This is a genomic window from Pseudomonas cremoris (assembly GCF_014230465.1).
Map to the genome: position 1 here is coordinate 182,968 of NZ_JAAXCY010000005.1, position 25,835 is coordinate 208,802.

At 61.5% G+C, this 25,835-nt stretch carries 26 protein-coding genes; 13 read left to right on the plus strand and 13 right to left on the minus strand.

The annotated features are described in order from the left end of the window. The first annotated feature begins 43 nt into the window (after window positions 1-43). Window positions 44-928: a 1-aminocyclopropane-1-carboxylate deaminase/D-cysteine desulfhydrase gene (locus HF257_RS13910; RefSeq protein ID WP_185706428.1), complete on the plus strand. Its 885-nt coding sequence runs from the start codon at window positions 44-46 to the stop codon at window positions 926-928. Here the strand turns inward: HF257_RS13910 and HF257_RS13915 are convergent. From HF257_RS13915 to HF257_RS13925, 3 genes are all read right to left on the minus strand, one after another. Beyond that, window positions 918-1,475 (minus strand): cytochrome b, encoded by a 558-nt coding sequence (locus tag HF257_RS13915; RefSeq protein WP_185706430.1) that lies wholly within the window; start codon window positions 1,473-1,475, stop codon window positions 918-920. The two genes, HF257_RS13910 and HF257_RS13915, sit on opposite strands and share 11 nt — an antisense overlap. A gap of 113 nt (window positions 1,476-1,588) precedes the next feature. Further along, window positions 1,589-2,416: a phosphonoacetaldehyde hydrolase gene (phnX, locus tag HF257_RS13920; RefSeq protein ID WP_185706432.1), complete on the minus strand. Its 828-nt coding sequence runs from the start codon at window positions 2,414-2,416 to the stop codon at window positions 1,589-1,591. Beyond that, window positions 2,413-3,540, minus strand: a complete 1,128-nt coding sequence (locus HF257_RS13925; RefSeq protein ID WP_185706434.1) for a 2-aminoethylphosphonate--pyruvate transaminase — start codon at window positions 3,538-3,540, stop codon at window positions 2,413-2,415. Before HF257_RS13925 ends, phnX begins: the two co-directional genes overlap by 4 nt. A 110-nt stretch (window positions 3,541-3,650) precedes the next feature. Between HF257_RS13925 and HF257_RS13930 the strand changes: the two genes are divergently transcribed. After that, window positions 3,651-4,508, plus strand: coding sequence for a LysR substrate-binding domain-containing protein (locus HF257_RS13930; RefSeq protein WP_185706436.1), 858 nt, complete (start codon window positions 3,651-3,653; stop codon window positions 4,506-4,508). 100 nt (window positions 4,509-4,608) lie between these two features. After that, the gene (locus HF257_RS13935) at window positions 4,609-5,316 is read left to right on the plus strand and encodes a YebC/PmpR family DNA-binding transcriptional regulator (RefSeq protein WP_185706438.1); all 708 of its coding nucleotides are present in this window, start codon (window positions 4,609-4,611) and stop codon (window positions 5,314-5,316) included. A 122-nt stretch (window positions 5,317-5,438) separates the two neighbouring features. Here the strand turns inward: HF257_RS13935 and HF257_RS13940 are convergent, their stop codons facing one another. Next, window positions 5,439-6,740, minus strand: a complete 1,302-nt coding sequence (locus tag HF257_RS13940; RefSeq protein ID WP_185706440.1) for a protein kinase — start codon at window positions 6,738-6,740, stop codon at window positions 5,439-5,441. Between the two features lie 39 nt (window positions 6,741-6,779). Next, window positions 6,780-7,868: a cell division protein ZapE gene (zapE, locus tag HF257_RS13945; RefSeq protein ID WP_185706442.1), complete on the minus strand. Its 1,089-nt coding sequence runs from the start codon at window positions 7,866-7,868 to the stop codon at window positions 6,780-6,782. A gap of 215 nt (window positions 7,869-8,083) precedes the next feature. On the opposite strand from zapE, the gene HF257_RS13950 reads away from it, so the two are divergent. The 7 genes from HF257_RS13950 to HF257_RS13980 all read left to right on the plus strand — a co-directional run bounded on the left by HF257_RS13950 (window position 8,084) and on the right by HF257_RS13980 (window position 14,425). Beyond that, on the plus strand, window positions 8,084-8,584 hold the full coding sequence (locus tag HF257_RS13950; RefSeq protein ID WP_456300216.1) for a Csu type fimbrial protein: 501 nt from the start codon (window positions 8,084-8,086) through the stop codon (window positions 8,582-8,584). Then, entirely contained in the window at window positions 8,578-9,123 is a 546-nt protein-coding gene (locus tag HF257_RS13955) for a spore coat protein U domain-containing protein (protein ID WP_185706444.1), read from the plus strand. The genes HF257_RS13950 and HF257_RS13955 overlap by 7 nt, the downstream gene beginning before the upstream one ends. Before the next feature lie 18 nt (window positions 9,124-9,141). Next, window positions 9,142-9,675 carry a Csu type fimbrial protein gene (locus HF257_RS13960; protein ID WP_185706446.1) on the plus strand — a complete coding sequence of 178 codons (534 nt, stop codon included), beginning with the start codon at window positions 9,142-9,144 and terminating at the stop codon, window positions 9,673-9,675. 5 nt (window positions 9,676-9,680) lie between these two features. Then, window positions 9,681-10,181, plus strand: coding sequence for a Csu type fimbrial protein (locus HF257_RS13965; protein WP_185706447.1), 501 nt, complete (start codon window positions 9,681-9,683; stop codon window positions 10,179-10,181). 26 nt (window positions 10,182-10,207) lie between these two features. Then, entirely contained in the window at window positions 10,208-10,993 is a 786-nt protein-coding gene (locus HF257_RS13970; protein WP_185706449.1) for a fimbrial biogenesis chaperone, read from the plus strand. 41 nt (window positions 10,994-11,034) lie between these two features. Next, a complete protein-coding gene (locus HF257_RS13975) occupies window positions 11,035-13,428 on the plus strand; it encodes a fimbria/pilus outer membrane usher protein (RefSeq protein WP_185706451.1) in 2,394 nt (797 codons plus the stop codon). Window positions 13,429-13,489: 61 nt separating this feature from the next. Next, window positions 13,490-14,425 (plus strand): Csu type fimbrial protein, encoded by a 936-nt coding sequence (locus tag HF257_RS13980; RefSeq protein WP_185707170.1) that lies wholly within the window; start codon window positions 13,490-13,492, stop codon window positions 14,423-14,425. On the opposite strand, the gene HF257_RS13985 is transcribed toward HF257_RS13980, so the two are convergent. Continuing rightward, window positions 14,422-15,156, minus strand: a complete 735-nt coding sequence (locus tag HF257_RS13985) for an anti-sigma factor family protein (protein WP_185706453.1) — start codon at window positions 15,154-15,156, stop codon at window positions 14,422-14,424. The two genes, HF257_RS13980 and HF257_RS13985, sit on opposite strands and share 4 nt — an antisense overlap. After that, window positions 15,153-15,659: an RNA polymerase sigma factor gene (locus HF257_RS13990; RefSeq protein ID WP_185706455.1), complete on the minus strand. Its 507-nt coding sequence runs from the start codon at window positions 15,657-15,659 to the stop codon at window positions 15,153-15,155. Before HF257_RS13990 ends, HF257_RS13985 begins: the two co-directional genes overlap by 4 nt. A gap of 169 nt (window positions 15,660-15,828) precedes the next feature. On the opposite strand from HF257_RS13990, the gene HF257_RS13995 reads away from it, so the two are divergent. Both HF257_RS13995 and HF257_RS14000 read left to right on the plus strand, forming a co-directional pair. Then, a complete protein-coding gene (locus HF257_RS13995) occupies window positions 15,829-16,911 on the plus strand; it encodes a catalase family peroxidase (RefSeq protein WP_185706457.1) in 1,083 nt (360 codons plus the stop codon). Beyond that, complete coding sequence (locus HF257_RS14000) at window positions 16,908-17,447, plus strand: cytochrome b (RefSeq protein ID WP_185706459.1); 540 nt, start codon at window positions 16,908-16,910, stop codon at window positions 17,445-17,447. Before HF257_RS13995 ends, HF257_RS14000 begins: the two co-directional genes overlap by 4 nt. On the opposite strand, the gene HF257_RS14005 is transcribed toward HF257_RS14000, so the two are convergent. Continuing rightward, a complete protein-coding gene (locus HF257_RS14005) occupies window positions 17,444-18,595 on the minus strand; it encodes a M14 family metallopeptidase (protein WP_185706461.1) in 1,152 nt (383 codons plus the stop codon). The two genes, HF257_RS14000 and HF257_RS14005, sit on opposite strands and share 4 nt — an antisense overlap. A gap of 465 nt (window positions 18,596-19,060) precedes the next feature. Then, on the minus strand, window positions 19,061-19,411 hold the full coding sequence (locus HF257_RS14010) for a DUF6124 family protein (RefSeq protein ID WP_185706463.1): 351 nt from the start codon (window positions 19,409-19,411) through the stop codon (window positions 19,061-19,063). A 131-nt stretch (window positions 19,412-19,542) separates the two neighbouring features. On the opposite strand from HF257_RS14010, the gene HF257_RS14015 reads away from it, so the two are divergent. Further along, entirely contained in the window at window positions 19,543-20,181 is a 639-nt protein-coding gene (locus HF257_RS14015) for a LexA family protein (protein ID WP_185706465.1), read from the plus strand. On the opposite strand, the gene HF257_RS14020 is transcribed toward HF257_RS14015, so the two are convergent. The 4 genes from HF257_RS14020 to HF257_RS14035 are packed head-to-tail and all read right to left on the minus strand — an operon-like array spanning window position 20,178 to window position 25,701. Further along, window positions 20,178-22,100, minus strand: coding sequence for an acetyl/propionyl/methylcrotonyl-CoA carboxylase subunit alpha (locus tag HF257_RS14020; RefSeq protein ID WP_185706467.1), 1,923 nt, complete (start codon window positions 22,098-22,100; stop codon window positions 20,178-20,180). The genes HF257_RS14015 and HF257_RS14020 overlap by 4 nt on opposite strands. After that, window positions 22,097-22,903, minus strand: coding sequence for a gamma-carboxygeranoyl-CoA hydratase (locus tag HF257_RS14025; RefSeq protein ID WP_185706469.1), 807 nt, complete (start codon window positions 22,901-22,903; stop codon window positions 22,097-22,099). The genes HF257_RS14020 and HF257_RS14025 overlap by 4 nt, the downstream gene beginning before the upstream one ends. Window positions 22,904-22,918: 15 nt before the next feature. Next, a complete protein-coding gene (locus tag HF257_RS14030; protein WP_185706471.1) occupies window positions 22,919-24,526 on the minus strand; it encodes a carboxyl transferase domain-containing protein in 1,608 nt (535 codons plus the stop codon). Between the two features lie 11 nt (window positions 24,527-24,537). Beyond that, entirely contained in the window at window positions 24,538-25,701 is a 1,164-nt protein-coding gene (locus tag HF257_RS14035; RefSeq protein WP_185706473.1) for an isovaleryl-CoA dehydrogenase, read from the minus strand. Between the last annotated feature and the right edge of the window lie 134 nt (window positions 25,702-25,835).

Consider the following 25,835-nt stretch of genomic DNA (forward strand, 5'->3'; position numbering starts at 1 on the left):
CGGTGATAGACTACCGCCCCTTTTATGACGCAGATGCACTTCGATGGGCCCTTTCGATTGGCTTCCCCACGCACCGCTTGAACCCTTGCAGCTGGATTGGCTGCAAGGTGTGGAGTTGGCCGTGTTACGGCTGGACTGCATCGACCCGCTGATCAGCGGCAACAAGTGGTTCAAGCTCACCGGGCATTTGGCCCAGGCGCACTGCGCCCGCGGCGTCATCAGCCTGGGCGGTGCGTATTCCAATCACCTGCATGCGTTGGCGGCGGCGGGAAAACGCTTTGGTTTTGCCACCGTCGGCCTGTTGCGCGGCAACCCTCAAGAAAACGCCACCATCCACGACCTGAAAGCTTTTGGCATGCAACTGCATTGGCTAGGCTATGGCGGCTATCGTGCGCGGCATGAGCCGGATTTCTGGCAACCGTGGCGCGAGCAATATCCGCATTTTCATCCTGTGCCCGAAGGCGGTGGCGGGCTTGCCGGTGCGGTCGGTTGCGGCGTGCTGCTCGAACAGGCGCGCGCTCAGTTGCACACGTTGGGCTGGGACGATTACGACGCGTGGTGGCTGGCGGCGGGTACGGGGACCACGCTGGCGGGGTTGGTGTTGGCGGAGGCGGGTGCGCATCCGGTATACGGCGCCATGGCGGTGCCGGATGACCACGGTATTGCGCAGAACGTGCAGGCTATCGTGCAGGGAGAGTACGAGCTGTTCGACGCTAGCCGAGGCGGCTTCGCCAAGGTCGACCCGGTGTTGCTCGAGTTTATTCAAACCACGGAGCAAGCGTGCGGCTTGCCACTGGAGCCGCTCTACACCGGCAAAGCGCTGTTGGCATTAAAGCAGCAGGTCGAGGCCGGGCGCTTTCGCCCCGGCACCCGCCTGATCTTCATTCATACCGGCGGCCTGCAAGGCCGTCGAGGGTTTAATAGTTAGCGCGTTTACCCGGCATCATCCGCAACGCGGTGTTATCGCGCAGGATGTAGTGGTGATAGATCCCCGCCAACGCGTGCAGCCCAATCAGCCAGTAACCGACCTTGCCGAACAGCACGTGCCAGCCTTCTATTTCCTTGGCCAGTGCCTTGTTTTCGGCGATCAATGGCGGCAACTCGATGCCGTAGAACATCACCGAATGCCCCTCGGCACTGACGATCAGCCAACCGGCAATCGGCATGCCGATCATCAACGCGTATAACGCAAAGTGCATCAGGGTTGCCAACAGGCTTTGCCATTGCGGCGGTGCGGGCACGATCTTCGGTGCCATTCCCAGGCTGCGCGCAAACAGGCGCAGCCAAACCAGCACAAACACGGTGAGGCCGAACATAAAGTGCATTTCGACGATCAACGTTCGCCCACCACTGCCTTTGGGGAACTGCCCGCGTAACTCAATGCAGGCGTAGACCACCGCCAGTAGCACCACCATCAACCAGTGCAACGCAATCGACATGGTGCTGTAACGCGTATCGGAGTTTTTCCACGGCATCGCTGTGTTCCTCACTCATCAGGGCAAACCTCCGTTCTTTGGCGACGGAGTCCTTTAACTGTATGCCGGTTTTGAGCGCTTTGCCTGGCGCAATGCCGTTGTCTTGACCTCTATCAGTGGCTTTGCGGCATTTCACCGCGGGCCAGGCGCAGGTTGATATCGGCAATCACCGCTGGCAGCTCGTTGATGGTGTCGATCAGGTAGTGCGGGCGTGAACCTTCGAACATCGTTTCGATGCGCGTGCGTTCGCCCGCCAAGGTAGCGGCGTCCAGGGCACGGAACTGCTCGTAGGTCAGGCCCAGCGCGTTGCCGGAGCAGGTCAACGCCACGGTCCACATCCCCGCGCGGCGACCTTCGAGGATGCCCGGCACGGTGTCGTCGACCTTCACGCAGGCCGCCACATCATCAATGCCCAAGGCAATCACGTTGGCCAGGGCCTGGGCCGGCCAAGGGCGACCGTTGGGCACCTCGTCTGTGGCCACCACGTGGTCGGCGATATAGCCGTTGGTGGCGGCCAGGGCGACCACTTTGTCCATGACTTGCTTGGGGTAACCGGAGCAGGAACCGATTTTGATCCCGTTCAGGCGCAGCCGCGCAATGGTGTCGAGGGCGCCGGGAATCAGGGCCGAGTGCTCGGCGATCTTCTCGATCTGCAGTGGCATGAAGCGCTGGTAGATCGCGGTTACGTCATCATCCGTCGGCATACGGCCGAAGACCTTGCGGTAGCGTTCAGCAACGTGCGGCTGGTCGCAGAGGGTACGGATATGGTCCCACTTGCCCATGCCCATCGGGCCACGGGCTTCGTCGATGGAAACCTGTACGTCGAACTCGGCGAAGGCCTCGACAAAGATCTGCGTGGGGGCGAAAGAGCCGAAGTCGACCACGGTGCCGGCCCAGTCGAGGATCACCGCTTGCAGGGTGTTGGGTTTTTGATAGTTCATGCGTGTGCTCCAGAAGAAGAAAGGGTGATGCCCATGGCCTGCAAGGCGTGTGCAATGGCGGTGACGGCGGCGTGCATGTCGGTGGCATCGACGTGGCCGATGCAGCCCACGCGGAAGGTGTCCACTTGGGTCAATTTGCCCGGATACAAGATAAAACCCTTGGCCTTGACCCGTTCGTAGAACGCCTTGAACTGGTAGCGCGGGTCCTGTGGCGCGTGGAACGTGACGATGATCGGTGCCTGGATCGCTTCGGGCAGGAAGCTGCGCAGGCCCAGTTCGGCCATACCGTCCAGCAACGCCTGACAGTTGCGCGCATAACGTTGATGACGCGCGGGCAAGCCGCCTTCTTCAGCGTATTGCAGCAGCGCTTCGTGCAGGGCTGCGACCACATGAGTCGGCGGGGTGAAACGCCACTGGCCGGTCTTGGTCATGTAGGCGTGCTGGTCGAACAGGTCCATCGCCAGGGAATGGCAGTTGCCTTGGGCGGCAGCCAGCGCCTGTTTGTCAGCGAACACAAAACCCATGCCTGGCACGCCTTCCAGGCACTTGCCCGAAGCGGCAATGAGCGCGTCGAACGGCACGGCGCGGGCATCGATCGGCAGTGCGCCGAAGGAACTCATGGCGTCGATGATCAGGCGCTTGCCATGACTTTTCACGACCTTGGCGATCTCGGCCAGCGGGTTGAGGATGCCGGTGCTGGTTTCGCAGTGGATCAACGCGACGTGGGTGATGGCCTTGTCGGCGTGCAACAGGCGGTCCACGTCGGTTGCGGTGGTGGGTTCGTCTTCGGCGGTTTCGAAGGTGCTGAACTCGCGACCCAGTATTTGGCAGATGTTCGCCATGCGTTTGCCGTAGGCGCCGTTGATCAGCACCAGAACCTTGCCGTCACGCGGCACCAGCGTACCGATGGCGGCCTCGACGGCGAAGGTGCCGCTGCCCTGCAACGGCACGCAATGGTGGCTGTCGGCGCCGTCGATGATTGCCAGCAATTGCTCGCAGACGCTGGCGGTGAGCTGGTTGAAGCGCTCGTCCCATGAACCCCAGTCCACCATCATGGCCTGGCGGGTGCGGGCGGAGGTGGTCAGAGGGCCGGGAGTGAGCAGGATGGGCGCAGCGGTGGTCATCACAAATCCTCGCAAAGCTGGGGCTGAATCTACGGCGCCTAAATTGCAGTTTGGCTTGTCATCAATCAAATTGTTTGTTGTTATGCGAGCTATCAGTGAGGCCGATAGCTATGAACCTGTTCCAACTGCGTGCATTCGATGCCGTGGCCCGCGAGGGCAGTTTCACCCGTGCGGCGGCGCGGCTGTTTATCAGCCAACCTGCGGTGACCGGGCATATCAAAGCCCTCGAGGAGCACTACCAGATCCCGTTGCTGCGCCGCACCGCCAGGCGCGTGGAGTTGACCGAGGAGGGCGCACGACTGGCGGCGATCACCCGGGCCATTTTTGGCCTGGTGGACGAAGCGCAGACCCTGCTGGAGGCCAACCGCCAATTGCTGACCGGGCGCCTGGAAGTGGCGGCGGACGGCCCGCACCTGGTGATGCCGATGATCGCCAGCCTGCGGGCGCGCTACCCCGGCATCACCGTCAACCTGCGTTTGGGCAATGCCCAGGAAACCTTGGCGGCGCTGCTGTCCGAGCATGCGGATGTGGCGGTGCTCACCGAGGTGGAACCGCGCAGAGGCCTGCACCTGCAGCCCTTGAACGAATCGCGGATTTGCGCCTTGGTGCCGGCCAATCATCCATGGGCGGCGCAGTCCGGGGGCATCGACCTCGCGCAATTGAACGAAGTGATCATGGTGCTGCGCGAACCCAGTTCCATCACCCGGCGTACCTTCGATGACGCGTGCCAGGCCGCCGGTGTGCAGCCCAAGGTGCTGCTGGAGTTGGACAGCCGCGAGGCGGTCACCGAGGCGGTTGCCGCTGAGTTGGGGATTGGGGTGGTGTCGTCGATGGAGGTCAGCCCGGACCCGCGAGTCAAGGCCATCCCCCTACAGGGTAACGGGCTGGTCAACCGGCACATGCTTGGCTGCATGGAGCGCCGCCGCTCATTGCGCCTGATCCAGGCGTTTTTCGAGTGGGTGCCTTGATGGTTTTTTGGTGGAACGATGGGTTTTTGCGCTATAAACTCTGCCCCCAAAGCGCCGGCCAGTAGACGTTTGGGCGCGATGGACGAAAAGAGAGTGAGTCATGGGCGCACAGTGGAAAGTCAAACATAAAGAAGCGGCATCCAATGCCAAGGGCAAGATCTTCGGAAAGCTGGTGAAAGAAATCACCATCGCCGCGCGCAACGGTGCCGACACCGCGACCAACGCCCACCTGCGTCTGGTGGTGGAGCAGGCCAAAAAGGCCTCGATGCCCAAGGAAACCCTGGAACGCGCCATCAAGAAAGGCGCAGGCCTGCTGGGTGAAACCGTGCAGTACCACCGTGTGACCTACGAAGGGTTCGCCCCGCACCAGGTGCCGTTGATCGTCGAGTGCGTGACCGACAACATCAACCGTACCGTGGCGGAAATCCGCGTGGCGTTCCGCAAAGGGCAACTGGGGGCTTCCGGCTCTGTATCCTGGGACTTCAACCACGTTGGTCTGATCGAAGCCTCGCCGGACACCCCGGACGCTGACCCGGAAATGGCCGCGATCGAAGCCGGTGCCCAGGATTTCGAAGACGGCGAAGAGGAAGGCAGCACCTTGTTCATCACCGAGACCACCGACCTGGATGCCGTGCAGAAGGCGTTGCCGGAGCAGGGTTTCACCGTGCTGTCGGCCAAGCTGGGCTACATCGCGAAGAACCCGGTAAGCGGGTTGACCGATGAGCAGATGGCTGAGGTTGAGGCCTTTCTGGAAGGTTTGGACAACCACGATGACGTGCAGGACATGTTCGTCGGGCTGGCTGGCTGATTATCCAACTGGATACATGCGGTCAAAATGTGGGAGCGGGCTTGCTCGCGAATGCAGTCTGTCAGTTGATGATGCATCGACTGACACTCCGCTTTCGCGAGCAAGCCCGCTCTCACATTGGTTCAGTGGTGTTGGTTAGAGTTGAATAGAGCTTCAATTTCCTCGAAACCAGGCCGCGCCAATACATCCGGCTGACAGCATCTGTCCCTTAGCGCCAGCAGCTCCCCACTCACCCCCGCTTCAACCCGCTCGAGCAACTCCCCCAGCAACACCCCGAACGCCCGCACTTCAATGCGTTGCAGCGCGCGGGTTTCCAAGGTGTCCGCCGTGGCATGGAACGACGCCGCGCCAAAGTCCCCCAGCAGGCAGTCGCCCGCTTCATTCCACAGGATATTGTGGCCATACAGGTCGCCATGGGTGATGCCGTTCCGGTGCAGGTGCGCCGCTACCGAGGCAATCCCCCGGGCCATGCGCAACGCCACCTCGATGCTGAAACGGGTGTCGGGCGCATAGATATCGCGGGTGCACGAGGCCAGGCTTGGCAGGGCGGCGAGGTTGCGGTAGCTCGGGTCGATCAGGTCCATCACCAGCGCGGCCTGGTCATCCGGATGGCCGACCACGCGGCCTTCCACCTTGATCAAGTTGGGATGCAGCCCGGCGGCAATGCACGCCTGCATTTCGTGCAGCGGCGAGCCATCGCTGGTGATGGTGCCCTTGTAGAGTTTCACCGCCACGGGCTTGCCCGAGGCTTTCCACAAGGCCTTGCGGATGACCCCAGAGGCGCCTTCGCCCAGCACTTCGTCCAGCTCCAGCTCGGCCCATGGGATGTTCGGCGTCGCATCGTCAGCCTGAACTTCAACCGCCATTTCCACTGGATTACCGGCGTAGGCCAGCCAGGTCAGGCTTGGCAGTGCCAGCAGCCATTGCGGCAGTTGGGTGAAACGGTTGGACGCGATGCGCAGCAGTTCGAGGTTATGGCAGTTGGCCAGGCTTTGCGGCAATTGCGCCAGGTGATTGCCGGCGAGCATGAGCTTTTGCAGCAAAGGTCGCGCGCCCAGCTCATCGGGCAATTGGCTGATCTGGTTATCGGTGAGGATCAACCAACGCAGCAGGGGCGGCAGCGCGGCAGCGGGTACAAGGCTGATCTGGTTGGCCTTGAAGCCGATCATGCTCAGCTTGGCGCATTGGCCCAGGCATTCCGGCAACGTGGTAAAGGCGTTGTCCGAGCAAAACAGCACACGCAGATGGGGCAGGCGGTGCAGGTCATCCGGCAGGCTGCTCAGGGCGTTGCCGCTGAGGTTGAGGATTTCCAGGGAGTCGGCCAGTTCGAAGATTTCCCGGGGGAATTCGGTCAGCCCGCAGGACAGGTCCAGGCGCGTGATGCCAGCCAGTTGGCCGGCTTTGAGTTGGGCGAGGGTATGCATGAACAACGCGATCTCAGGGCAATGGGGCGTGAATGGCGCTCATGATACCGGGGCGGCCTGCGGGTTGGCTTGTTGTAATTGACCCAGGCGGCTGGCGGTGCGGGCAAGGTCGATGGCTTGGCCATGCAACGCGTGTTCAAGCGGCTGCTCGCCGATCAGGATCAGGTGCTTGTCCTTGTCGTAGAGCACGTCCACCAGGTTGATAAAGCGTTGCTGCACGGCAATCGGGCACTCCGCCAGGTGGGGCAGGCCGTCGATGATCCAGTGGTCGAAGTCTTGGCACAACAGCAGATAGTCCATCACCGCCGTGAGTTGCTCGCACAGATCGTTGAAGGTGAAGGCGATGGAGCGCCCTTGCTCGCGGCGGCAGCGTAATTGGCGGTTGCCGACCGCCAGCGGCTGCGCCGGGCAATCGGCAGCAGGGAGGCCAAGTACTTCACGCTGGTTGGCGGTGCCCGGCCACACGTATTTGCCAGTGGTGAAACGTTGCGTGCTCTGGGCCTGGGGCAGGCTGCGAAAGTCTTGCGGCGAGCTGACCTCCAGCACGTCCATGCGCGCAGCAATCAGGTCGATCACCGGCTTGAAACGTTCGTGGTACAGGGGATTGGGCAGCAGCCCTTCGGGTGGGTAGTTGGAGGTCACCAGTACCAGTACGCCGCGTTCGAACAGCGCCTTGAACAGGCGTGTAATGAGCATCGCATCGCCGATGTCATGGACGTGGAACTCGTCAAAACACAGCACCCGGCAACCTGCCAGCAGCTCATCCAGGGTCACGGCAAGGGCGTCGGATTGTTGGCGATGGCGGAACATGCCTTGGTGCAGTCGGGCGAAAAAATCGTGGAAGTGCACGCGCTGTTTTTCCGGCAGAGGCAACGCCTGGAAAAAACCATCCAGCAGCCAGCTTTTGCCACGTCCCACTGGCCCGTGCAGATACAGGCTGCGCGCGGGCTGGCCGGCGAGCAGGCGCTGGGTTTCGCGGGCCAGGGCATTGATAGCCGAGGTCTGGCCGGCGCTGAGGGTATAGCCCTGCTGCGCGGCTTTTTTCTGAAAAAAAGCTGGAATGGGCGAGGCGTCGAGTGTGTCGGTTTTTTTTGCGAACAATCGACGGATCAGGGAACGCGCGGCCAAGGCAAATCACTCTGCATTTCAGTGGTCGCTCACTTTAGGGCGCTCATCGCGATTTGACCAATAGAGAAGGGCGCGCCCAGCTATCTCGAAACGGCATGCCGTCGGTGCATTTCCCCGAACACTGGCAGATTCCCGCTGACTGACTAACCTCTTACAACGTAGTCACCCCTGTACAAGGATTTGGGGCTGTGAAGGGACGAGCAGTAGGGATAGTCATGAGCGCGATGCTCTGCAACACGGCTTACGGCGCACAACTGCAGGTTGAGGTGCGTATTGACGTGCAGCGGGGCTGCCAGTTGGTGGGCATGACCCGCGAGGCGGGTATCGAGCAACTTGGCGTATTGGATTTCGGCAGCGGCCCGCGTCTGGATGACCCGGCCGGGCCCCTGAGTGCGGCCTTGATCAGCCAGCGCCAGCCACGCCTGGAGTGCAACCCCGACACGCCTTACCAGATGCGTGTCGACGGCGGACTGCATGGTGGCACTGGTGAAGTGCGTTACCTGAGCGCCGCCGTTCCTTCGAGAAAACCCATTCCTTATCGTATCTACGCCGATGCTGCGCGGCGTATCCCGTTGCCGGTGGATGTGCCGCTCAGCGGTCGTGTACCGGATTCCGGTAGCGTCGACTTGCCTCTCTACGGCCGCATCGAACCGCTCAAGGACATTCCCGCCGTCGGTCGTTATTCCGACCTGCTCAAGGTCACGGTCACATGGTGAGCCGTTGTCTGGCCCTGGTGGCCATGGGTGGCCTGCTTCTGCTGGCGGATGATGCGCAGGCGGCGGCCGTCGCTGGGCAGATCCACGCACGGTTGGTGATTACTGCCAGTTGCGAGGTGAGTAAAGGCGTCGAGAGCGCCCCGGTGACCCCGGACAGTGGCTCGGCCTTGCTCGATTTCGGCAGTCATGGACCCACCTGGGACAACCGCCTCACCAGTGGCGTCACCGACAGTGATAAGGCGCCTTTGGCCGTGTCCTGCAACCCCTCGCTGGTCAGCAGTTTCACCGTGACCATCGATGGTGGCGTAAACGGCGACGGCACCACGCGGCGCCTGAGCAACGGTCGCCAGACTATTCCCTATCGTTTGTCGGCTGACCCGCTGGGTCGCAGCACCTATAGCATCGGCCAGCAACGCAATTTCGTCGTGACCAAGGGCGCCCAAGTACCGATCCCGGTATTTGGCTCGGTGGTGGCGAATACCAGGGCCTTACCGGCCGGAATCTACACAGACACCCTGACGGTGACTCTGGATTGGTAAACCATGAGGATGAATATCATGCATGCACTTGTATCCAAGGCAGTTTTTCCATTACTGGCACTGGCGTGGGTGTCAGGATCACAGGCGGCCACGGTGGCCGGCACAGTGACTGCGACGCTGATACTGACCAGTAGTTGCCAGGTTAACGGCGCGGCGGCGACTGGTGGGATGAGCTTCGGTGCGTTGAACTTCGGCACTGCCAATAGCCTGTTCACCGAAGCCGATGGCCAGGTGCTGGGGGGCGGCGGCGGTGCATTGTCCATTCTTTGCTCGGCGGGAACATCGCCGACGCTGACGGTATCGGCCGGTGCCAACGACGGTAAATCCGTCGGTGGGGGGCGTGCGTTGTACGACGGCGTGGCCAACTACGTCCCTTACGACCTCTATACCGACAGTGGCCATTCGAACCTGTTGGCGATCGGCGGGGTGATCAACCTCGCGCCCAGCACGGGCGTGGCCCAGGCAGTGAATATCTATGGCAAGGCCAACGGTAAGGCGGGGCTGCCGGCCGGTACTTATACCGACACGGTAAACGTGACGCTGACGTTCTAACGAGCATGAACCGTGTGCGTTGGGCGGCGCTGGCGGTGTGCATCGGCTGGGGGATGCCGGTGTCGCTGCTGGCTGTGACCAGCCAATCGTTCCAGGTCAGCGCGACGATTACACCGGGCTGCCTGGTAGCCAGCGGCGGCACCAATTACGGAAGCCTGGCCTTTGGCAGCTATTCGGCACTGGCGACCAGTACTGCGTCGGTGGCACTGACCAGTTCGGTGGTTCTGCAATGCACGCCAGGGGTCGCGTTGAGCATGACGGTCGATGGCGGTTTGTATAACAGCGGCGGTCGGCGCATGCAGCTCAATAGCGGCACGGCCAAGGTGGCCTATGAGCTGTTTCGCGATGCGGCGTTCAGCCAAAGCCTTGGCATCAGCCAAAGCGTCAGCGTGGTCTACAGCAACGCCAACAACATTACCTTGCCGATTTACGGCCGGGTGCAGTTACCGGGCAACACGCCTGGGGGGACGTACAGCGACACGCTGCAGGTGCAGCTGACGTGGTAAGGCGATTGGCATAAGGAGTGGGGTCTATGTTTTCAGCTTCCCGGCGGTGGTGGGTAGCGGGTTGTTTCGGTTTGCTGGGCTTGGCGGTGGGGCAGGCGCAGGCGGCCAGCTCTGTGTTGATCTGGCCGATTGATCCGGTGTTGGAGGCCGATCAACAGGCCAGCGCGTTGTGGCTGGAGAACCGTGGTACCGAGACCGCCAACCTGCAGATTCGCGTGTTTGCCTGGAGCCAGAACGGCTTCGATGAGCAATACCAGAGCCAACGTGATGTGATCGGCAGCCCGCCGGTGGCGAAGATCGAACCGGGACAGAAGCAGTTGGTACGCCTGACCCGCACGAAGGAGGTGCCGCCAGGCCAGGAGTTGGCGTACCGCATCATCATCGATGAGATCCCATCGGCAGTGCCCGTGGCGGCTCCGGCAGATGGCAAGACCGCCGCAGCGGTGCGTTTTCAGATGCGCTATTCGGTGCCGTTGTTCGCGTATGGTCCAGGCCTTTGGAGCAAGGTCGACGGCACCCGTGACCGTGACCCCAAGACCGCCGGCAAACCAGACCTGAGCTGGAAGAAAGTCAGCGTTGCTGGCCACAATTATGTGGAGATGCGTAACCAGGGCGCAGTGCATGCCCGCCTGACCGATGCCAGCTTCAAGCAGGGCGGCCAATCACGCCCGCTGGTGGACGGCCTGATGGGCTATGTGCTGCCGGGCGCGACCATGCGCTGGCAAGTACCGGACGGTTTGCCCGCGGACCAGCCCTTGCAGGTGCGGATCAATGGCGCAACACAACTGGAGAGTATTGCACCGGGCCGATAGAGGCGTGCAACAGGGCAGGGAATAGCCCTTGGTTTTAGCGGATGGAGATGTCCATTGATGGACACAAAGCCTTGGTGAGCCTGGATCGGGCTCGTTGTCTATGGCGGTCGGTGTGGGTCGCGGGAAGCGTGTCTGGTCTGGTGTTTGCACCGCTGGGCATGGCTGCGCCGTTGCCGCCCCCTCCCAGCAGTATGGAGGCTGTAGCCGATGCTCAATTGTTCCTGGAACTGGTGGTCAACCAGCGAGATACCGGACGGGTGGTTGCCGTCAGTCAACGAGCGGGGAGCTTGTTTCTGCCGGCGAGCGTGTTGCAGGAGATCGGGATGAAACTGCCGGGAGACCTGCCCGTCGAGGTCGACCTGGACAAGTTGCCGGGCCTGCACAGCGACTACGACACCCAGGCCCAGCGCCTGGTGCTCACGGTGCCACCCGCGTGGTTACCGGAGCAGTTTATCGGCAATCGCAATAACTACCCGCGGGGCCAAGCGCTGACCAGTTTTGGCGCGCTGCTCAACTACGATGCCTACCTCAACGACACCGACGACAGTGGCACCTACCTTGGCATCTTCAACGAAGTACGCCTGTTCGATATCTGGGGCACGCTGTCCAATACCGGCCAATACCGCACCACCATTGGCCGTGAAACCGAAGGCAGCACCCTCAACAATGGCTACCGACGCTACGACACCACTTGGCGTTTCTCTGACGATGAGCGCCTGCTGACCTACGAAGCGGGCGATGTGATCAGCGGCGCGTTGCCCTGGAGCAGTTCGGTGCGCCTGGGTGGGGTGCAGGTGTCCCGCGATTTTGGTGTGCGTCCGGATTTGGTGACATACCCCTTGCCGCAGTTCGCCGGGGAAGCCGCAGTGCCGTCGTCGGTCGACCTGTTTATCAACGGCTACAAATCCAGCAGCGCCGACCTGCAGCCCGGGCCCTACACCCTCACCAACGTACCGTTTATCAACGGTGCTGGCGAAGCGGTGGTGGTGACGACTGATGCACTTGGGCGGCAGGTCTCGACCACGGTGCCGTTCTATGTCACCAGCACGTTGCTGCAAAAGGGCCTGACGGATTTTTCGGTGTCCGCCGGTAATTTGCGTCGTGACTACACCGTGCGCGATTTTGGCTACGGGCCGGGAGTGACCAGCGGCACTTTTCGATACGGGCTATCGGATGCGTTGACCGTGGAAGGGCATGCCGAAGCGTCGAATGACCTGACCCTCGGCGGTGTGGGTGGCAACCTGCGATTGGGCAATTTTGGCGTATTGAATACGGCAGTGAGTCAAAGCCAGTTCGATGGCGGTTCGGGGCAGCAACTGAGCCTGGGGTATCAGTACAGCAGCCAGCGCTACAGCCTGTCCTATCAGCGGATTGAGCGCCGTGACCAATACGCCGATCTCACCCTGATCGACACCCCTTACGCCAGCCTCAGCAAGCGCAGCGAACAGGTGACGCTGAGCCTGAACCTCAACGACTTCGGCAGCCTGGGCGCGGGCTATTTCGATGTGCAGGCGGCGGATGATTCGCGCACTCGCCTGCTTAACCTGACGTGGAGCAAATCGCTGTGGCGCAACACCAGCTTTTATCTCTCGGCCAACCGTGAGATGGGTGACAGCAACTGGGCGGTGCAGGGGCAATTGATCATTCCGTTCGATGTCTACGGCAGCCTTAGCATGGGCAGCGAGCGCAGCAATACCGGCCAGGTGCAACAGCGGGTCAATTACAGCCGCGCGGTCCCGGCGGCGGGCGGTGTAGGTTTCAACCTGGGCTATGCCAGTGGCGACGCCCCGACCTACCGCCAGGCTGACCTGACTTGGCGCTTGCAGTCGGTGCAGTTGCAGGCCGGTGTGTATGGCACCCGCGATGCGCAAACCCGTTGGGCCGATGCCGCCGGCTCGCTGGTGTGGATGGACAAGCAGTTCTTTACCGCCAACCAGGTCAACGATGCCTTTGTCGTGGTGAGTACCGACGGTTTTGCCGGGGTGCCCGTGCGCTACGAGAACCAGGTGGTCGGCGAAACGGACCGCAACGGGCATTTACTGGTGCCGTGGAGCAGCGCCTATTACCGCGCCAAATATGAGATCGACCCGTTGAACCTGCCCACCAACGTGCAAGTCGCCAACGTTGAGCAGCGGGTGGCGGTACGTCGGGGCAGTGGCTATTTGCTGGAATTTCCGGTGCGCCGGGTGGTGGCGGCCAGTATCACATTGGTGGATTCCCAGCATCAGGACTTGCCCCTGGGCAGCCAGGTACGCCACGAACAAAGCGGTGGGGTGGCGGTGGTCGGCTGGGACGGTTTGGTCTACCTGGAAAACCTGGCGGTGCATAACACCCTGCAGGTCACTCTCGGCAGTGGGCAGAGCTGCCAGGCAACCTTTGATCTGGACACTTCCCAGGAGCAGGTGCCTCTGGTTGGTCCGCTGGTGTGTCAATGAGTTAAGGAGTGTGCGTGTGCGGGGCAAGGGACGGCTGTGGGGTCTGTTGGCGAGCTTGGGGATGGCGGGGCAGGTACACGCCGCATGCAGTGTGGTTGCTACCTCACCGGCCAGTTTTGGCTCGGTGAGTTCGATGTCGGTGCTCACCACGGTGCAGCCCAGTTCCACCCCCAACGCCGGCTTGAGCTGCGCACCACTGTTGCTGTCGGTGCTGGGGAGTGGCGACCACTTCATCGCTACTGTCACGGGGTCGACCCAGGGCGGAATGCTTGGGCCGACGGGCGACGTGATCCGCTATACCCTCTATGCCAACAACACCACGACCTATCCGATGACACGCGGTACCGCGTTCGACTTTGGCGGCAGTGGTGGTATCGCTCAGTCTTATGGGCTGGTGTTTGGCCCCGGCACAAAGACCCTGCCGCTGTACCTGGGCAGCCTCACGGGTAGCAACGTGGCAGCGGGCTTGTACAGCGAAACCCTGAGCATTCTCTGGAGCTGGAACTATTGCTCGGGCATTAACCTGATCGGCGTCTGCCTGGGCCGCGACACTGGTACCAATACGGCCACGTTGACCGTCAGCATGCTGGTGACCAACGACTGTCAGATCACCACGCCTCCCATCAGCTTCGGCAGCGCGCCGGTGGTCAGTGGTTTTTCCACCGTGACCGGTCAGGCCAGCGTCAACTGCACAAAGGGCAGTGCCTATACCGTCGGGCTCAGTGATGGCCAGCATCCGGTCAGCGTGGGAGGGCGACGGCAGATGATTTCCGGTACCAACCTGTTGGCCTACGACATTTTTGTGAGTGCCAGCACCACCCGCTGGGGCAGTGTGGGCGCGGCGCGACGGGCCAGTGGCACGGCCGACGTCAACCCCGGTAATGGCCTGGGCACCGGCAGCCAGATCTTCAACTACAACGCCAAGATCTACACCGACCAGGCCACGCCTCCGGGTGGTACCTATCTGGATAACGTGATTCTGGACGTCGGGTTCTAGAACGTCTGCAGCGGCGACGGCTGATCCGCCGGGCGGACCATCGCATAGTTGTAGCCGGCGCCGGACCAATACTCGGCCTGCAAGCCATCGGCGCTACGGCTGCCTCGAGGCAGGAAACCATTATCCGGACCCGGCGGGCGGATGTAGAAGCTGATACGCCGACCTTGCTGGTCCTCATACAGCACCATCGCCGCTGCGCCTTGGTCGGTGGTGAGCAAACGCCCACTGACCGGCGTAAACCCCGCCGCGCTCAGGTCCGGCAGGCGGTGGGCCTGGTTGAAGTAGCGGTCGAGCCAAGCCTGCATATTGCCGCTACCCTGGGCCTGGTAATCGGCGGGCATGATGCCGTCCTGGGCAAACAGCCGGTAAGCCTGCATCGCATCGGCCATTGGCAGCAGCGGCGGCTGCGTGGCTTCGCGGGCGTGCCAACCCCCCAGGCCGCCGAGGCTGACGGCAATCAGTAGCAGCGACGCCGTGGCCAAATGCCTGCGTGATTGGTGCTTGATGCGCTGACGTATCAATGCCGGGTCCAGGTCCGGGTTGGCGGGCTGTTGCAGGGCACCGCCCAACGCGGCACGCAGCAAGTGCGCGTCCTGCTGCCACGCATGGACCTGGGCGGCCACGTCGGGGTGGGCTGCCAAGTAGGTTTCAAGCACACGGCGGTCGCTCTCCAGCAGTTGGTGATCGACGTAGGCATGCAAATCGCGTTCGCTGGGGGGCAGGCTGATCATTTGAGTATCCGCAGGGAAGGGCTGGCAATTTCGCCATCACTGAGTAAACGCAGGGCTTGGCGTGCCCGCGACAGGCGCGACATCACGGTGCCGATCGGCACATCGAGGATCTCGGCGACTTCTTTGTAGCTCAAGCCCTCGACCGATACCCACAGCAACAGCGCGCGTTGCTCGGTGGTGAGTTGATCGAAGGCTTGCAGGGTCGACTGGGCGATGACCGTGCGTTCCACCGACGGCTGCGCGTCATCGCGGCCAGTAAAGAATTCCAGCATGCGGGCATAGCGCCGCGTACGGCGGTGGGCGTCGAGGAACTGCCGGTAGAGGATCGAGAACAGCCACGCGCGCAGATCACCTTCCAGGCGTTTGTCGGCCCAACGGGTGATTGCCCGTTCCAGGGTCGATTGCACCAAGTCGTCGGCGCTGCTGGCGTGACGGGTCAGGGACACGGCAAAGCGTCGCAGCCTGGGGATGAGTTCACGTAACTGTTCGTCGAGTTCATGCATGGGAGTCTGGTTGGTCACTACGCTGGGACTAGGGAGACGTCCGGCTTCGACGGTTATTCCAGGCTGCGAAAAATAAATCCAGGGCCTGGGAATAGAGCGGATTGGCGTTCGTCCTAATGCTCCGACCTTATGTTTCACCCCCTAAGGCCTTTGGCCCTGGAGTTCCTTCATGGTAGATCACTCATCACCGCCCCGTCCCCCGTTGAGTAAAGCGAGCCTGATCGCGCGACTCGCGGCGATTGGTGGCGTGGTTGCGGTTGTGGCGGGGGCGTTTGCCTACGTCAATGGCACCCTCGACCCACAACGCCTGCGCCCGAAAACCCTGGTCAATGCACTGGAAACCAACAATGGCGTGCACCCGGGCTTCCGTCGTAACCATGCCAAGGGCGTCTGTGTAGCCGGATACTTTGAAAGCAGTGCCGAGGCGCGAGCCTACTCCAGTGCCCAGGTGTTCAGCGACGCCAAGACCCCGGTGATTGGGCGGTTTGCATTGCCCAGCGGCAACCCCTATGCGCCGGACAGCAGTGTGCCCATCCGCAGCTTTGCCGTGCAGTTCAGCCAGGCCAACGGCCAGCAGTGGCGTACGGGGATGAACAGCATGCCGGTGTTCCCGGTCGGCACGCCCGAGGCGTTTTATCAGATGCTCAAGGCTGGCGCGCCCGATCCGGCCACGGGCAAGCCGAACCCTGCAGCGATGCCAGCGTTTTTTGCCGCCCATCCCGAGACGGCGCCGTTCCTGGCGTGGGTCAAGACCGCCAAGCCGTCGGCGAGCTACGCAACCGAAACCTATAACGGCATCAACGCGTTTTTCCTGGTGAGCGCCGACGGCAAGCGCCAGGCCGTGCGGTGGGGCGTGGTACCACAGAGTCAGGATGCCGTGGGTGATAGCGCGCCGGCCGGTGGCGACTTCCTCGAAAAAGACTTGGGGCAACGTCTGGCTGCTGGGTCTTTGCGCTGGCAATTGACTATGACCTTGGCCAACCCAGGTGACCCGTTGGACGATGCGAGCAAGACCTGGACCGGCGAGCACAAGGTGCTGAACGCCGGCACCCTGGTGCTGCAAAGCAGCCAGCCACAAGCTGACGGTGATTGCCGCGACATCAATTTCGACCCGCTGATTTTGCCCAGTGGCATCGAAGCCTCCAATGACCCATTGCTGGCCGCCCGCTCGGCGGCGTATGCCAGTTCGTACCTACGCCGCGCCGGTGAAGTCAGCGCGTTGCACAGCGCCCCCCAGGAGTCGAAGCCATGAATGCTCAACCACGGTTTTTTGCTCCGTTGGCGCGCCTGCTGCACTGGTTGATGGCGCTGATGATCATCGCCATGCTGTTCATCGGTGCCGGCCTGGCGGCATCGGTTTCGGAACGGCATGAGTGGTTGATCCACCTGCACAAACCACTGGGGATTGCGATTTTGGCGTTGGTGATCGTGCGGCTGGTGGTGCGCTTTTCCACGCAGCAACCGCCGTTGCCCGCTGACGTGCCGTTGTGGCAAGCGCTGGCGGCCAAGGCGTCCCATCTGGTGTTGTACGGCTTGATGCTGGTGTTGCCGTTGCTGGGCTGGGCAATGATTTCAGCCGCGGGGGACCCGGTGATGCTCAGCAGTTCGCTGCAGTTGCCGGCGCTGGTGGGGGCCAACGCGCCGTTGTTTGCGGTGTTGCGCAAGGCCCATGGGTATCTCGCCTACCTGTTGTTTCTGACGGTACTGTTGCACCTTGCGGCGGCGCTGTTCCATGGGTTGATCCGCCGCGATGGTGTGCTGCAGAGCATGACCGGCACCAAACCCTAGCGCAGGACGTTGACGATATCGGCGATGCTGCTCAACACGTCCTTGCCCAGTTGCATCGAGCGTTTGCCCGACCAACCGGTGTGCGCGTTGGGGGCGTCGTTGTTGTCTTTGAAGGGCATTTCCAGGGTCAGCGACAGGCAGTCGTATTGCTCACCCACGGCGTTACAGGCCAGCGTCATGTTGGCTTCGCCCGGCAGGTCGCGGGTGTAGCCGTGGGTGGTCTGGAAGTCGCGGGTCAGTGAGCTCAAGTGGCTGCGAAAATGTTTCTCCAGCTTTTCGATGCGCGGCGAGTAGCCGGGGTTACCTTCACAACCGGCGGTGAAGACGTAGGGGATTTCCTCATCGCCGTGGATATCGAGGAACAGGTCCACGCCGTAGTGTTCCATTTGCTGCTGGACGAACAGCACTTCGGGGCTGATCTCCTGGCTAGCGCTCTGCCAGGCACGATTGAGGTCCTGGCCCATGGCGTTGGTGCGCAGATGGCCGTGGAAAGCGCCGTCCGGGTTCATGTTGGGCACCAGGTAAAGATCGGCAACTTTCAACAGCTTTTTCATCTCGGTGTCGCCGTCTTGCTGCAGGCGTTCGATGATGCCTTCCATAAACCATTCAGCCATGTGCTCGCCGGGATGCTGCTGGGCGATGATCCAGATCTTTCGTCGGCCTTCGCCGCCCTTGCCACGACGCAGCAACTGGATATCACGGCCTTCGGCACTTTTCCCGGTCGCCAGCAGTTTTGTACCTGCGCGGTTCAGCGCCTGGTCGATCAGCCAGTCGTGTCGCTCACGGCTATAGGGTTCGAAATAGGCAAACCAGGCGTACTTTTGACGCGTCTGGAGGCTGATATGCAGGATTTCCCCATCAAAGCGCGAAGGCACCCGAAACCAGTTGATATGGTCATAGGACGCTACGGCGTTGTAGTCACTCCATGCGTGTGGGTAAGAGGACTTGCCTGCATTACTCAGGCGAAACGTGTGGGTGTGGCCCACGTGCATGCCTTCGGCCTTGAAGTGGAACCATTGGAAATGTTGGCTGCGTGTGTCGGGTTTGATTGCCAGCAGTAACTGATAGGCGTCATGGGCATCCAGTACCTGGATATTGCCACTGTCGAAGTCGGTGCTGATCCTGATGGACGTCAAGGCCACGGTCATAGTCTGGTTGCCTGAATATGAGTGTTGTAGCAGATATCTTACACAGGCGCGGGGCAAAATCTTGACGCAAAATTGTTGCAGGGAGGAGGGGGCGTCGTCCTTGACGCCGCAGCAGCTTAGAGTCTATGAGATTGATTCTCAAGCGCTAATTCGCAAAGATCCGGTCTAGAGCGCTGGTTCGGCTTTCTTTTGGCGATGGTCTTTTGCTACCATGCGCGCCATCGAGCAACACACAGTCTTCATTAGCCTGAAGCCACGCCAGGGAAACTGGCAAAAAAAAGACCCGGCCAAAGAGCCGGGTCAAAAACCGTGATTAGCCTGATGAGGAGATATTCCAAGAGTCCGACCTAAGGTCCCTTGGTCTATCGACTGATCTCGCGATCAGCTAGGTCCAATAATAATCATTATCATTTGCAAGTCAAATGTTTTTATCCGCGAGATAGAAATATTTTTGCTTCGCGTCTGTTATGCGTTCGCTTGAGCCTCTGGCGCCTGCAACGACCGCTCCACCATCGCCTTCGCCATATCAATCAAATACACCACGGAAAACGCCAGGTCACGTTGGTTGCCCTGATGGCTACTCGCTGATTCATAAGCGGTAGCGGCGGCGCTGCGTAGCAGGTCAGAGGCATGTACCAGGGCTTCTTCCTGGCTGATGCCGGGTTTTATTGCAAACAACGCCCCGTCCGGGTGTTGCGCCGACAGTTCTTCCTTCAGGTAATAGTCCAGCGCACGTTGGGCTGCGCCGCTGCTGCGCATGTCGTGCAGTTCATCGTGTCCAGGTGGTTCTGTCAGGTGGCTGGGGCTTGTCGTCATAGCGGGCGGTGCTCCGGGTGGGTGTTGAAAACCTCATGCCCGATAATAGTACGTATCGTATTTATGTCGTTTTATGGATTACTACAAACTGTTTATTGCCCTGCAAAATACCTCGCGTATGGTCACGCTCCATGGATAACTGGATAGCGTTGGTCAAGGCCAACATGAAAGACCGTAAGGTCACTCAGGGCGAGCTGGCTGAACGCTTGGGCATGACCCAGGGCGGTGTGGGCCACTGGCTCAACAAGCGACGGGTACCGAGCCTGGAAGACATGAATCGCCTGCTCCGCGAGTTGGGGCTCGGTGATCTGGAAGTGGTGCTGGAGATTCGCGAACGCAGCGACGATGAACCCCGGTCACCGCAAAAACACTACAACCCGTATTTCCGCTACCCGGTCAACGAATGGAAAGGCCTGTGCGAAGTCCGTGAAGACCGTGCGACATATAGCGCGCCACGCTTCGAACTGACGGATTACCACGCCGCGGGCGAAGCCTACTGGTTACCCGTCACGGGCGACGCCATGACCGCGCCCAGCGGCTTGAGCATCAGTGCAGGCATGATGATTCTGGTGGACCCGGCGATTACCGCCGAACCCGGAAAACTGGTAGTCGCCCAATGGGCCGATAGCGCTCAGGCGACCTTTCGCCAGTTACGCGAAGAGAGCGGCCAGCTTTACCTGGTGCCGCTCAATCCGACGTATCCCAAAGTCCTGTTCACCGACGACTGCCGCGTCCTTGGCGTCGTGGTGCAGGCGACAGCCAAGTTTTAATCCGCCGTCTCGATTTCCACCAGTGCGCTGCCTTCGGCAACCATTTCACCCTCCTGGCAGAACAGCGCCTTGACCACCCCAGCCTGGGGTGCGCGGATACTGTGTTCCATCTTCATCGCCTCAAGCACCACCAACTGTGCGCCAGCTTCAACCGATTGGCCCACCGCCACCAACACACGTACGATGCTGCCGTTCATTGGCGCCGTCAGGCCGCCCTGGTGGGTCTGGTTGGCTTCCACCGCTGCAATCGGGTCGAACAGGCTTACCGCGTGCATCTCGCCATCCCACCGCAGATACACGGTTGCTTCGTTGCGAACGGCCAGATGGGCGCGACGCACGCCCTGATCCTCAATCAGCAACTGCTCACCGTGCAGACGAGACTTTCCAGTCAGCGTGACCAGCCGATCCTGCCCATTACAGCTCAGATGCAGGGACACTTCGACGGGTAAGCCCGTGCGGAACCCACGTGTGTCAGCCCAAGGCCCATCACCCGCCGGCAAGCTCTGTATGAAGGCCGAACCGGCAGCCTGCCAGAACGCCTCACTCAACGCTCCGGGCTCGGGCAGCAACTCATCCTGATAACGCGGAATAAAACCGGTATCCAGCTCAGCTGCCGCAAAGGCCGGGTGGCCGATGATCCGGCGCAAAAAGCCCAGGTTGGTCTTGAGCCCGCCGACGGCGAATTCATCGAGCATGCTCAACAACCGCAACCTTGCTTGTTCACGGTCCTCGCCCCACGCAATCAGTTTGCCAAGCATCGGGTCGTAGAAGGGGGACACGCTATCCCCTTGTTCCACGCCGCTGTCCACGCGGCGTCCAGGGCCGGGTGCGGACTCGCGATACAGCGTCAAATTGCCGGTGGCCGGTAGAAAATCATTGGCCGGGTCTTCGGCATACAAGCGTACTTCGATCGCATGCCCAATCAGCGGCACCTGCTCTTGAGTGATCGGCAATGCCTCACCCTGGGCCACACGAATCTGCCAGGCCACCAGGTCCAGGCCGGTAATCGCTTCCGTCACCGGGTGTTCCACCTGCAGGCGAGTGTTCATCTCCATGAAAAAGAATTCGCCGCGCGCATCCAGCAAGAACTCCACGGTGCCCGCGCCCACGTAGCCGATGGCCTGGGCCGCACGTACGGCGGCTTCGCCCATGGCTTTGCGTTGCTCAATGCTCAGGCCAGGAGCCGGTGCTTCCTCGACGACTTTTTGATGGCGACGCTGGATCGAGCAGTCACGCTCATTGAGGTACAGGCAGTGCCCGTGCTGGTCGGCGAACACCTGGATTTCCACGTGGCGCGGCTTGAGCAAGTATTTCTCCACCAGCATCTGCCCATTGCCGAACGACGACAGCGCCTCACGCTGGGCGGAGGCCAGGGCTTCGGCAAGCTGGCTGACGTCTTCGACCACCTTCATACCCTTGCCACCGCCGCCGGCCGTGGCTTTCAGCAACACCGGGTAACCGATGCGCTCGCACGCGGAACGGAAGGTTTCCAGGTCCTGGGCTTCACCGTGATAACCCGGCACCAATGGCACGCCAGCCGTTTCCATCAGGGCCTTGGCCGCAGACTTGCTGCCCATGGCGTCAATGGCCGAGGCCGGCGGGCCGAGGAAGATCAGCCCTGCGGCTTCAATTGCACGGGCAAAACCTGCGTTTTCCGACAAAAAGCCATAGCCTGGATGAATCGCCTGAGCGCTGCTGGCGTGGGCCGCGGCGATCAATTTGTCGATCTGCAGGTAGCTGTCGGTGGCCTTGCTGCCGCCCAGGTCCACACGGATATCGGCTTCACGGCTGTGTCGGGCATCTCGGTCGATGGCGCTGTGCACCGCCACGGTAGTCAAGCCCATGGCCTTGGCGGTGCGCATCACCCGGCAGGCAATCTCGCCGCGATTGGCCACCAGCACGGTGGTCAGTGTGCTCATGAGCGCGGCTCCTGTGCTTGCCAGTTCGGCGCACGTTTTTGCAGGAACGCGCGCAGGCCTTCCTGGCCCTCGGCGCTGACGCGGATACGCGCGATGGCATTTTCGCAATAGCGGCGCAGGGCCGGGGTAAGGGCGCCGTTGCCGACTTCACGCAGCAGGTCCTTGCTGGCGCGCATCGCCGCCGGGCTGTTCTGCAGCAGATTGGCGATCCACTGCTCCACGTGCAGGGCCAATTCAGCGCTTGGGTAGCTTTCCGCCAGCAAGCCGATTTCCCGCGCTCGCTGCCCGCCAAAGCGTTCGGCGGTCAGTGCGTAACGTCGCGCCGCCCGTTCGCCGATGGCCTGCACGACAAATGGGCTGATCACCGCAGGGGCGAGGCCGATGCGCACTTCCGACAGGCAGAACTGCGCATCATCGGCGCCAATCGCCATATCGCAGCAACTGATCAGGCCCAGCGCGCCGCCGTAGGCTGCGCCTTGCACCACCGCCAGGGTTGGGATTTTCAGCTTGGCCAGGTTGTACATCAGTTCTGCCAGCTCACGGGCGTCGTCCAGGTTGGTGTGGTAATCCAACTCGGCCGATTGCTGCATCCAGGCCAGGTCGGCACCCGCGCTGAAATGCTTGCCGCGCCCGCGCAGCACCAAAAAGCGCAAGGAGGGATCGCCCTGCACGTGGTCGAGGGCGATGATCAGTTCGCGGATCATCTGGGCATTGAACGCGTTGTTCTTGGCTTCACGACTGAGCCACAGCGTGGCAAAGCCACGGCTGTCGGTGATCAGTTCGAGAGTGTTGAAATCGCTCATGGGATACAGCTCCATTTACATGCGGAATACGCCGAAGCGGCTCGGCTCGATGGGGGCATTCAACGCGGCAGAGAGCGCCAGCGCCAACACGTCGCGGGTCTGTAGCGGGTCGATGACACCGTCATCCCACAGGCGCGCGCTGGAGTAATAAGGGTGGCCCTGGGTTTCGTATTGATCGAGGATCGGCTGCTTGATTGCGGCTTCTTCTTCGGCACTGAACCCCAGGCCTGCGCGTTCGGCCTGCTCGCGCTTGACCTGCACCAGCACGCCGGCGGCCTGTTCGGCACCCATCACGCCAATGCGTGCATTCGGCCACATCCACAAGAAACGCGGGTCATAGGCGCGACCACACATCCCATAGTTACCGGCACCAAAGCTGCCGCCGATGATCACCGTGAACTTCGGCACCTTGGCGCAGGCCACGGCGGTCACCAGCTTGGCGCCGTGTTTGGCGATACCGCCGGCTTCGTATTTCTGGCCGACCATAAAGCCGGTGATGTTCTGCAAGAACAGCAAGGGAATTCCGCGCTGGCAGGCCAGCTCGATAAAGTGCGCGCCTTTTTGCGCGGCTTCGGCAAACAGAATCCCGTTGTTGGCCAGGATCGCAATCGGGTAGCCATGCACGTGTGCAAAGCCGCATACCAGCGTCGTGCCAAACAGCGCCTTGAACTCATCGAACACCGAACCGTCCACCAACCGTGCGATCACTTCGCGCACATCAAAGGGCTGCTTGGCATCGGCGGGTATCACGCCGTACAACTCTTCGCCGCTGTACAGCGGCGCCATTGGCGTGCGTTGCAGCAGTTCGCCTTGTTTGCGCCAATTGAGGTTGGCCACGCTGCGCCGGGCCAGCGCCAGCGCGTGTTCATCGCTGTCGGCGTAATGGTCGGCCACGCCGGAAATTTTACAGTGCACGTCGGCACCGCCCAGGTCTTCGGCGCTGACCACTTCACCGGTCGCGGCTTTCACCAACGGCGGCCCGGCGAGGAAGATGGTGGCTTGCTGACGCACCATGATCGCTTCATCCGCCATGGCCGGCACATAGGCGCCACCGGCGGTGCACGAGCCCATCACCACGGCGATCTGCGGGATGCCTTGGGCGCTCATGTTGGCCTGGTTGAAGAAGATGCGCCCAAAGTGCTCGCGGTCGGGGAACACCTCGTCCTGACGCGGCAGGTTGGCGCCGCCGGAGTCCACCAAATAGATGCACGGCAGGCGGTTTTGCTCGGCGATGGTCTGGGCGCGCAGGTGTTTTTTCACCGTGAGCGGGTAGTAGGAGCCGCCTTTTACCGTGGCGTCATTGGCGACGATCATGCATTCGACGCCTTCCACCCGGCCGATCCCGGCAATCACGCCAGCGGCGGGCACGTCTTCTCCGTACACCTGATGGGCGGCCAATTGGCTGAGCTCCAGAAACGGCGAGCCCGGGTCGAGCAGGCGATTGATGCGCTCGCGCGGCAGCAGTTTGCCGCGCGAGGTGTGCCGCTCCTGCGCTTTCGCGCCGCCGCCTTGCTGCACATGGGCTAGCAGGGAGTGCAGGGCGTCGACCTGTTGGCGCATCGACGCGCTATTGATGGCGAACTCCGCCGAACGCGGGTTGAGTTGGGTGTGCAAGGTGGCCATGGCGCGCTCCTTCAGCGGGTTTCGTTGAAGAGTTCGCGACCGATCAACATCCGACGAATCTCACTGGTGCCTGCGCCAATTTCGTACAGCTTGGCGTCGCGCAGCAGGCGTCCGGCAGGGAATTCATTGATGTAGCCGTTGCCGCCGAGGATCTGGATCGCATCAAGGGCCATCTGTGTGGCGCGCTCGGAACTGAACAGAATCACCCCGGCGGCGTCCTTGCGCGTGGTCTCGCCGCGCTCGCAGGCTTGGGCCACTGCGTACAGGTAGGCGCGGCAGGCGTTGAGCTGGGTGTACATGTCGGCGACCTTGCCTTGGATCAGTTGGAACTCGCCGATGCTCTGGCCGAACTGCTTGCGGTCGTGGATGTACGGCACGATCAGGTCCATGCACGATTGCATGATGCCGATCGGGCCACCGGCCAGCACCACACGCTCGTAGTCCAGGCCGCTCATCAGCACTTTCACGCCGCCGTTGAGGCTACCGAGGATGTTTTCCTCGGGCACTTGCACGTCATCGAAAAACAGCTCGCAGGTGTTGGAGCCGCGCATGCCCAGCTTGTCGAACTTGCTGCCACGGCTGAAGCCTTTCCAGTCGCGCTCGACGATGAAGGCGGTGATGCCGTGTGGGCCCTTTTCCAGGTCGGTCTTGGCGTAGATCACGTAAGTGTTGGCGTCGGGGCCGTTGGTGATCCAGGTCTTGCTGCCGTTGAGCACGTAGTGGTCGCCGCGTTTATCCGCACGCAACTTCATCGAGACCACGTCGGAACCGGCGTTTGGCTCGCTCATGGCCAGCGCGCCGATGTGTTCGCCGCTGATCAGTTTGGGCAGGTACTTGAGCTTCTGGGCGTGCGTGCCGTTGCGGTTGATCTGGTTGACGCACAGGTTGGAGTGGGCGCCGTAGGACAAGCCCACCGAAGCCGAGCCGCGGCTGATCTCTTCGATGGCGACCACGTGCGCCAGGTAGCCCAGGCCGGCGCCGCCGTATTCCTCTGGCACGGTGATGCCCAGCAGGCCCATGTCACCGAACTTGCGCCACATATCGACGGGGAACAGGTTGTCACTGTCGATCTGTGCCGCACGGGGTGCCAGTTCCTTGGCCACGAAGGACTGCACTTGATCGCGCAGCATGTCGATGGTTTCGCCGAGGGCGAAGTTCAGGGACGGGTAACTCATGACAGGCACCTTAAATTGAACGTTGTTTTTGTGTGGCGGGCGGTCGGGGAGGGCGCTCACCTTTACGTTAACGTAAGCCTTGCGTTGCAAGCCTGTCAATCGTAGTTTACGTTTACGTCAACCAAGCGCTATCC

What these genes read in the sequence shown, in the direction of transcription:
- HF257_RS13930 (WP_185706436.1), top strand. Translation starts at nt 3,651, where the DNA reads ATGAACCTGTTCCAACTGCGTGCATTCGATGCCGTGGCCCGCGAGGGC.
- HF257_RS13935 (WP_185706438.1), top strand. Translation starts at nt 4,609, where the DNA reads ATGGGCGCACAGTGGAAAGTCAAACATAAAGAAGCGGCATCCAATGCC.
- phnX (WP_185706432.1), bottom strand. Translation starts at nt 2,416, where the DNA reads ATGAACTATCAAAAACCCAACACCCTGCAAGCGGTGATCCTCGACTGG.
- HF257_RS14010 (WP_185706463.1), bottom strand. Translation starts at nt 19,411, where the DNA reads ATGACGACAAGCCCCAGCCACCTGACAGAACCACCTGGACACGATGAA.
- HF257_RS13990 (WP_185706455.1), bottom strand. Translation starts at nt 15,659, where the DNA reads ATGCATGAACTCGACGAACAGTTACGTGAACTCATCCCCAGGCTGCGA.
- HF257_RS13910 (WP_185706428.1), top strand. Translation starts at nt 44, where the DNA reads ATGGGCCCTTTCGATTGGCTTCCCCACGCACCGCTTGAACCCTTGCAG.
- HF257_RS13940 (WP_185706440.1), bottom strand. Translation starts at nt 6,740, where the DNA reads ATGCATACCCTCGCCCAACTCAAAGCCGGCCAACTGGCTGGCATCACG.
- HF257_RS13980 (WP_185707170.1), top strand. Translation starts at nt 13,490, where the DNA reads ATGGCGGGGCAGGTACACGCCGCATGCAGTGTGGTTGCTACCTCACCG.
- HF257_RS14035 (WP_185706473.1), bottom strand. Translation starts at nt 25,701, where the DNA reads ATGAGTTACCCGTCCCTGAACTTCGCCCTCGGCGAAACCATCGACATG.
- HF257_RS14030 (WP_185706471.1), bottom strand. Translation starts at nt 24,526, where the DNA reads ATGGCCACCTTGCACACCCAACTCAACCCGCGTTCGGCGGAGTTCGCC.
- HF257_RS14015 (WP_185706465.1), top strand. Translation starts at nt 19,543, where the DNA reads ATGGATAACTGGATAGCGTTGGTCAAGGCCAACATGAAAGACCGTAAG.
- HF257_RS13970 (WP_185706449.1), top strand. Translation starts at nt 10,208, where the DNA reads ATGTTTTCAGCTTCCCGGCGGTGGTGGGTAGCGGGTTGTTTCGGTTTG.
- HF257_RS13955 (WP_185706444.1), top strand. Translation starts at nt 8,578, where the DNA reads ATGGTGAGCCGTTGTCTGGCCCTGGTGGCCATGGGTGGCCTGCTTCTG.
- HF257_RS13995 (WP_185706457.1), top strand. Translation starts at nt 15,829, where the DNA reads ATGGTAGATCACTCATCACCGCCCCGTCCCCCGTTGAGTAAAGCGAGC.
- HF257_RS13985 (WP_185706453.1), bottom strand. Translation starts at nt 15,156, where the DNA reads ATGATCAGCCTGCCCCCCAGCGAACGCGATTTGCATGCCTACGTCGAT.
- HF257_RS13965 (WP_185706447.1), top strand. Translation starts at nt 9,681, where the DNA reads ATGAACCGTGTGCGTTGGGCGGCGCTGGCGGTGTGCATCGGCTGGGGG.
- HF257_RS14025 (WP_185706469.1), bottom strand. Translation starts at nt 22,903, where the DNA reads ATGAGCGATTTCAACACTCTCGAACTGATCACCGACAGCCGTGGCTTT.
- HF257_RS14020 (WP_185706467.1), bottom strand. Translation starts at nt 22,100, where the DNA reads ATGAGCACACTGACCACCGTGCTGGTGGCCAATCGCGGCGAGATTGCC.
- HF257_RS13960 (WP_185706446.1), top strand. Translation starts at nt 9,142, where the DNA reads ATGCATGCACTTGTATCCAAGGCAGTTTTTCCATTACTGGCACTGGCG.
- HF257_RS13925 (WP_185706434.1), bottom strand. Translation starts at nt 3,540, where the DNA reads ATGACCACCGCTGCGCCCATCCTGCTCACTCCCGGCCCTCTGACCACC.
- HF257_RS13950 (WP_456300216.1), top strand. Translation starts at nt 8,084, where the DNA reads ATGAGCGCGATGCTCTGCAACACGGCTTACGGCGCACAACTGCAGGTT.
- HF257_RS14000 (WP_185706459.1), top strand. Translation starts at nt 16,908, where the DNA reads ATGAATGCTCAACCACGGTTTTTTGCTCCGTTGGCGCGCCTGCTGCAC.
- HF257_RS13915 (WP_185706430.1), bottom strand. Translation starts at nt 1,475, where the DNA reads ATGCCGTGGAAAAACTCCGATACGCGTTACAGCACCATGTCGATTGCG.
- HF257_RS14005 (WP_185706461.1), bottom strand. Translation starts at nt 18,595, where the DNA reads ATGACCGTGGCCTTGACGTCCATCAGGATCAGCACCGACTTCGACAGT.
- HF257_RS13975 (WP_185706451.1), top strand. Translation starts at nt 11,035, where the DNA reads ATGGAGATGTCCATTGATGGACACAAAGCCTTGGTGAGCCTGGATCGG.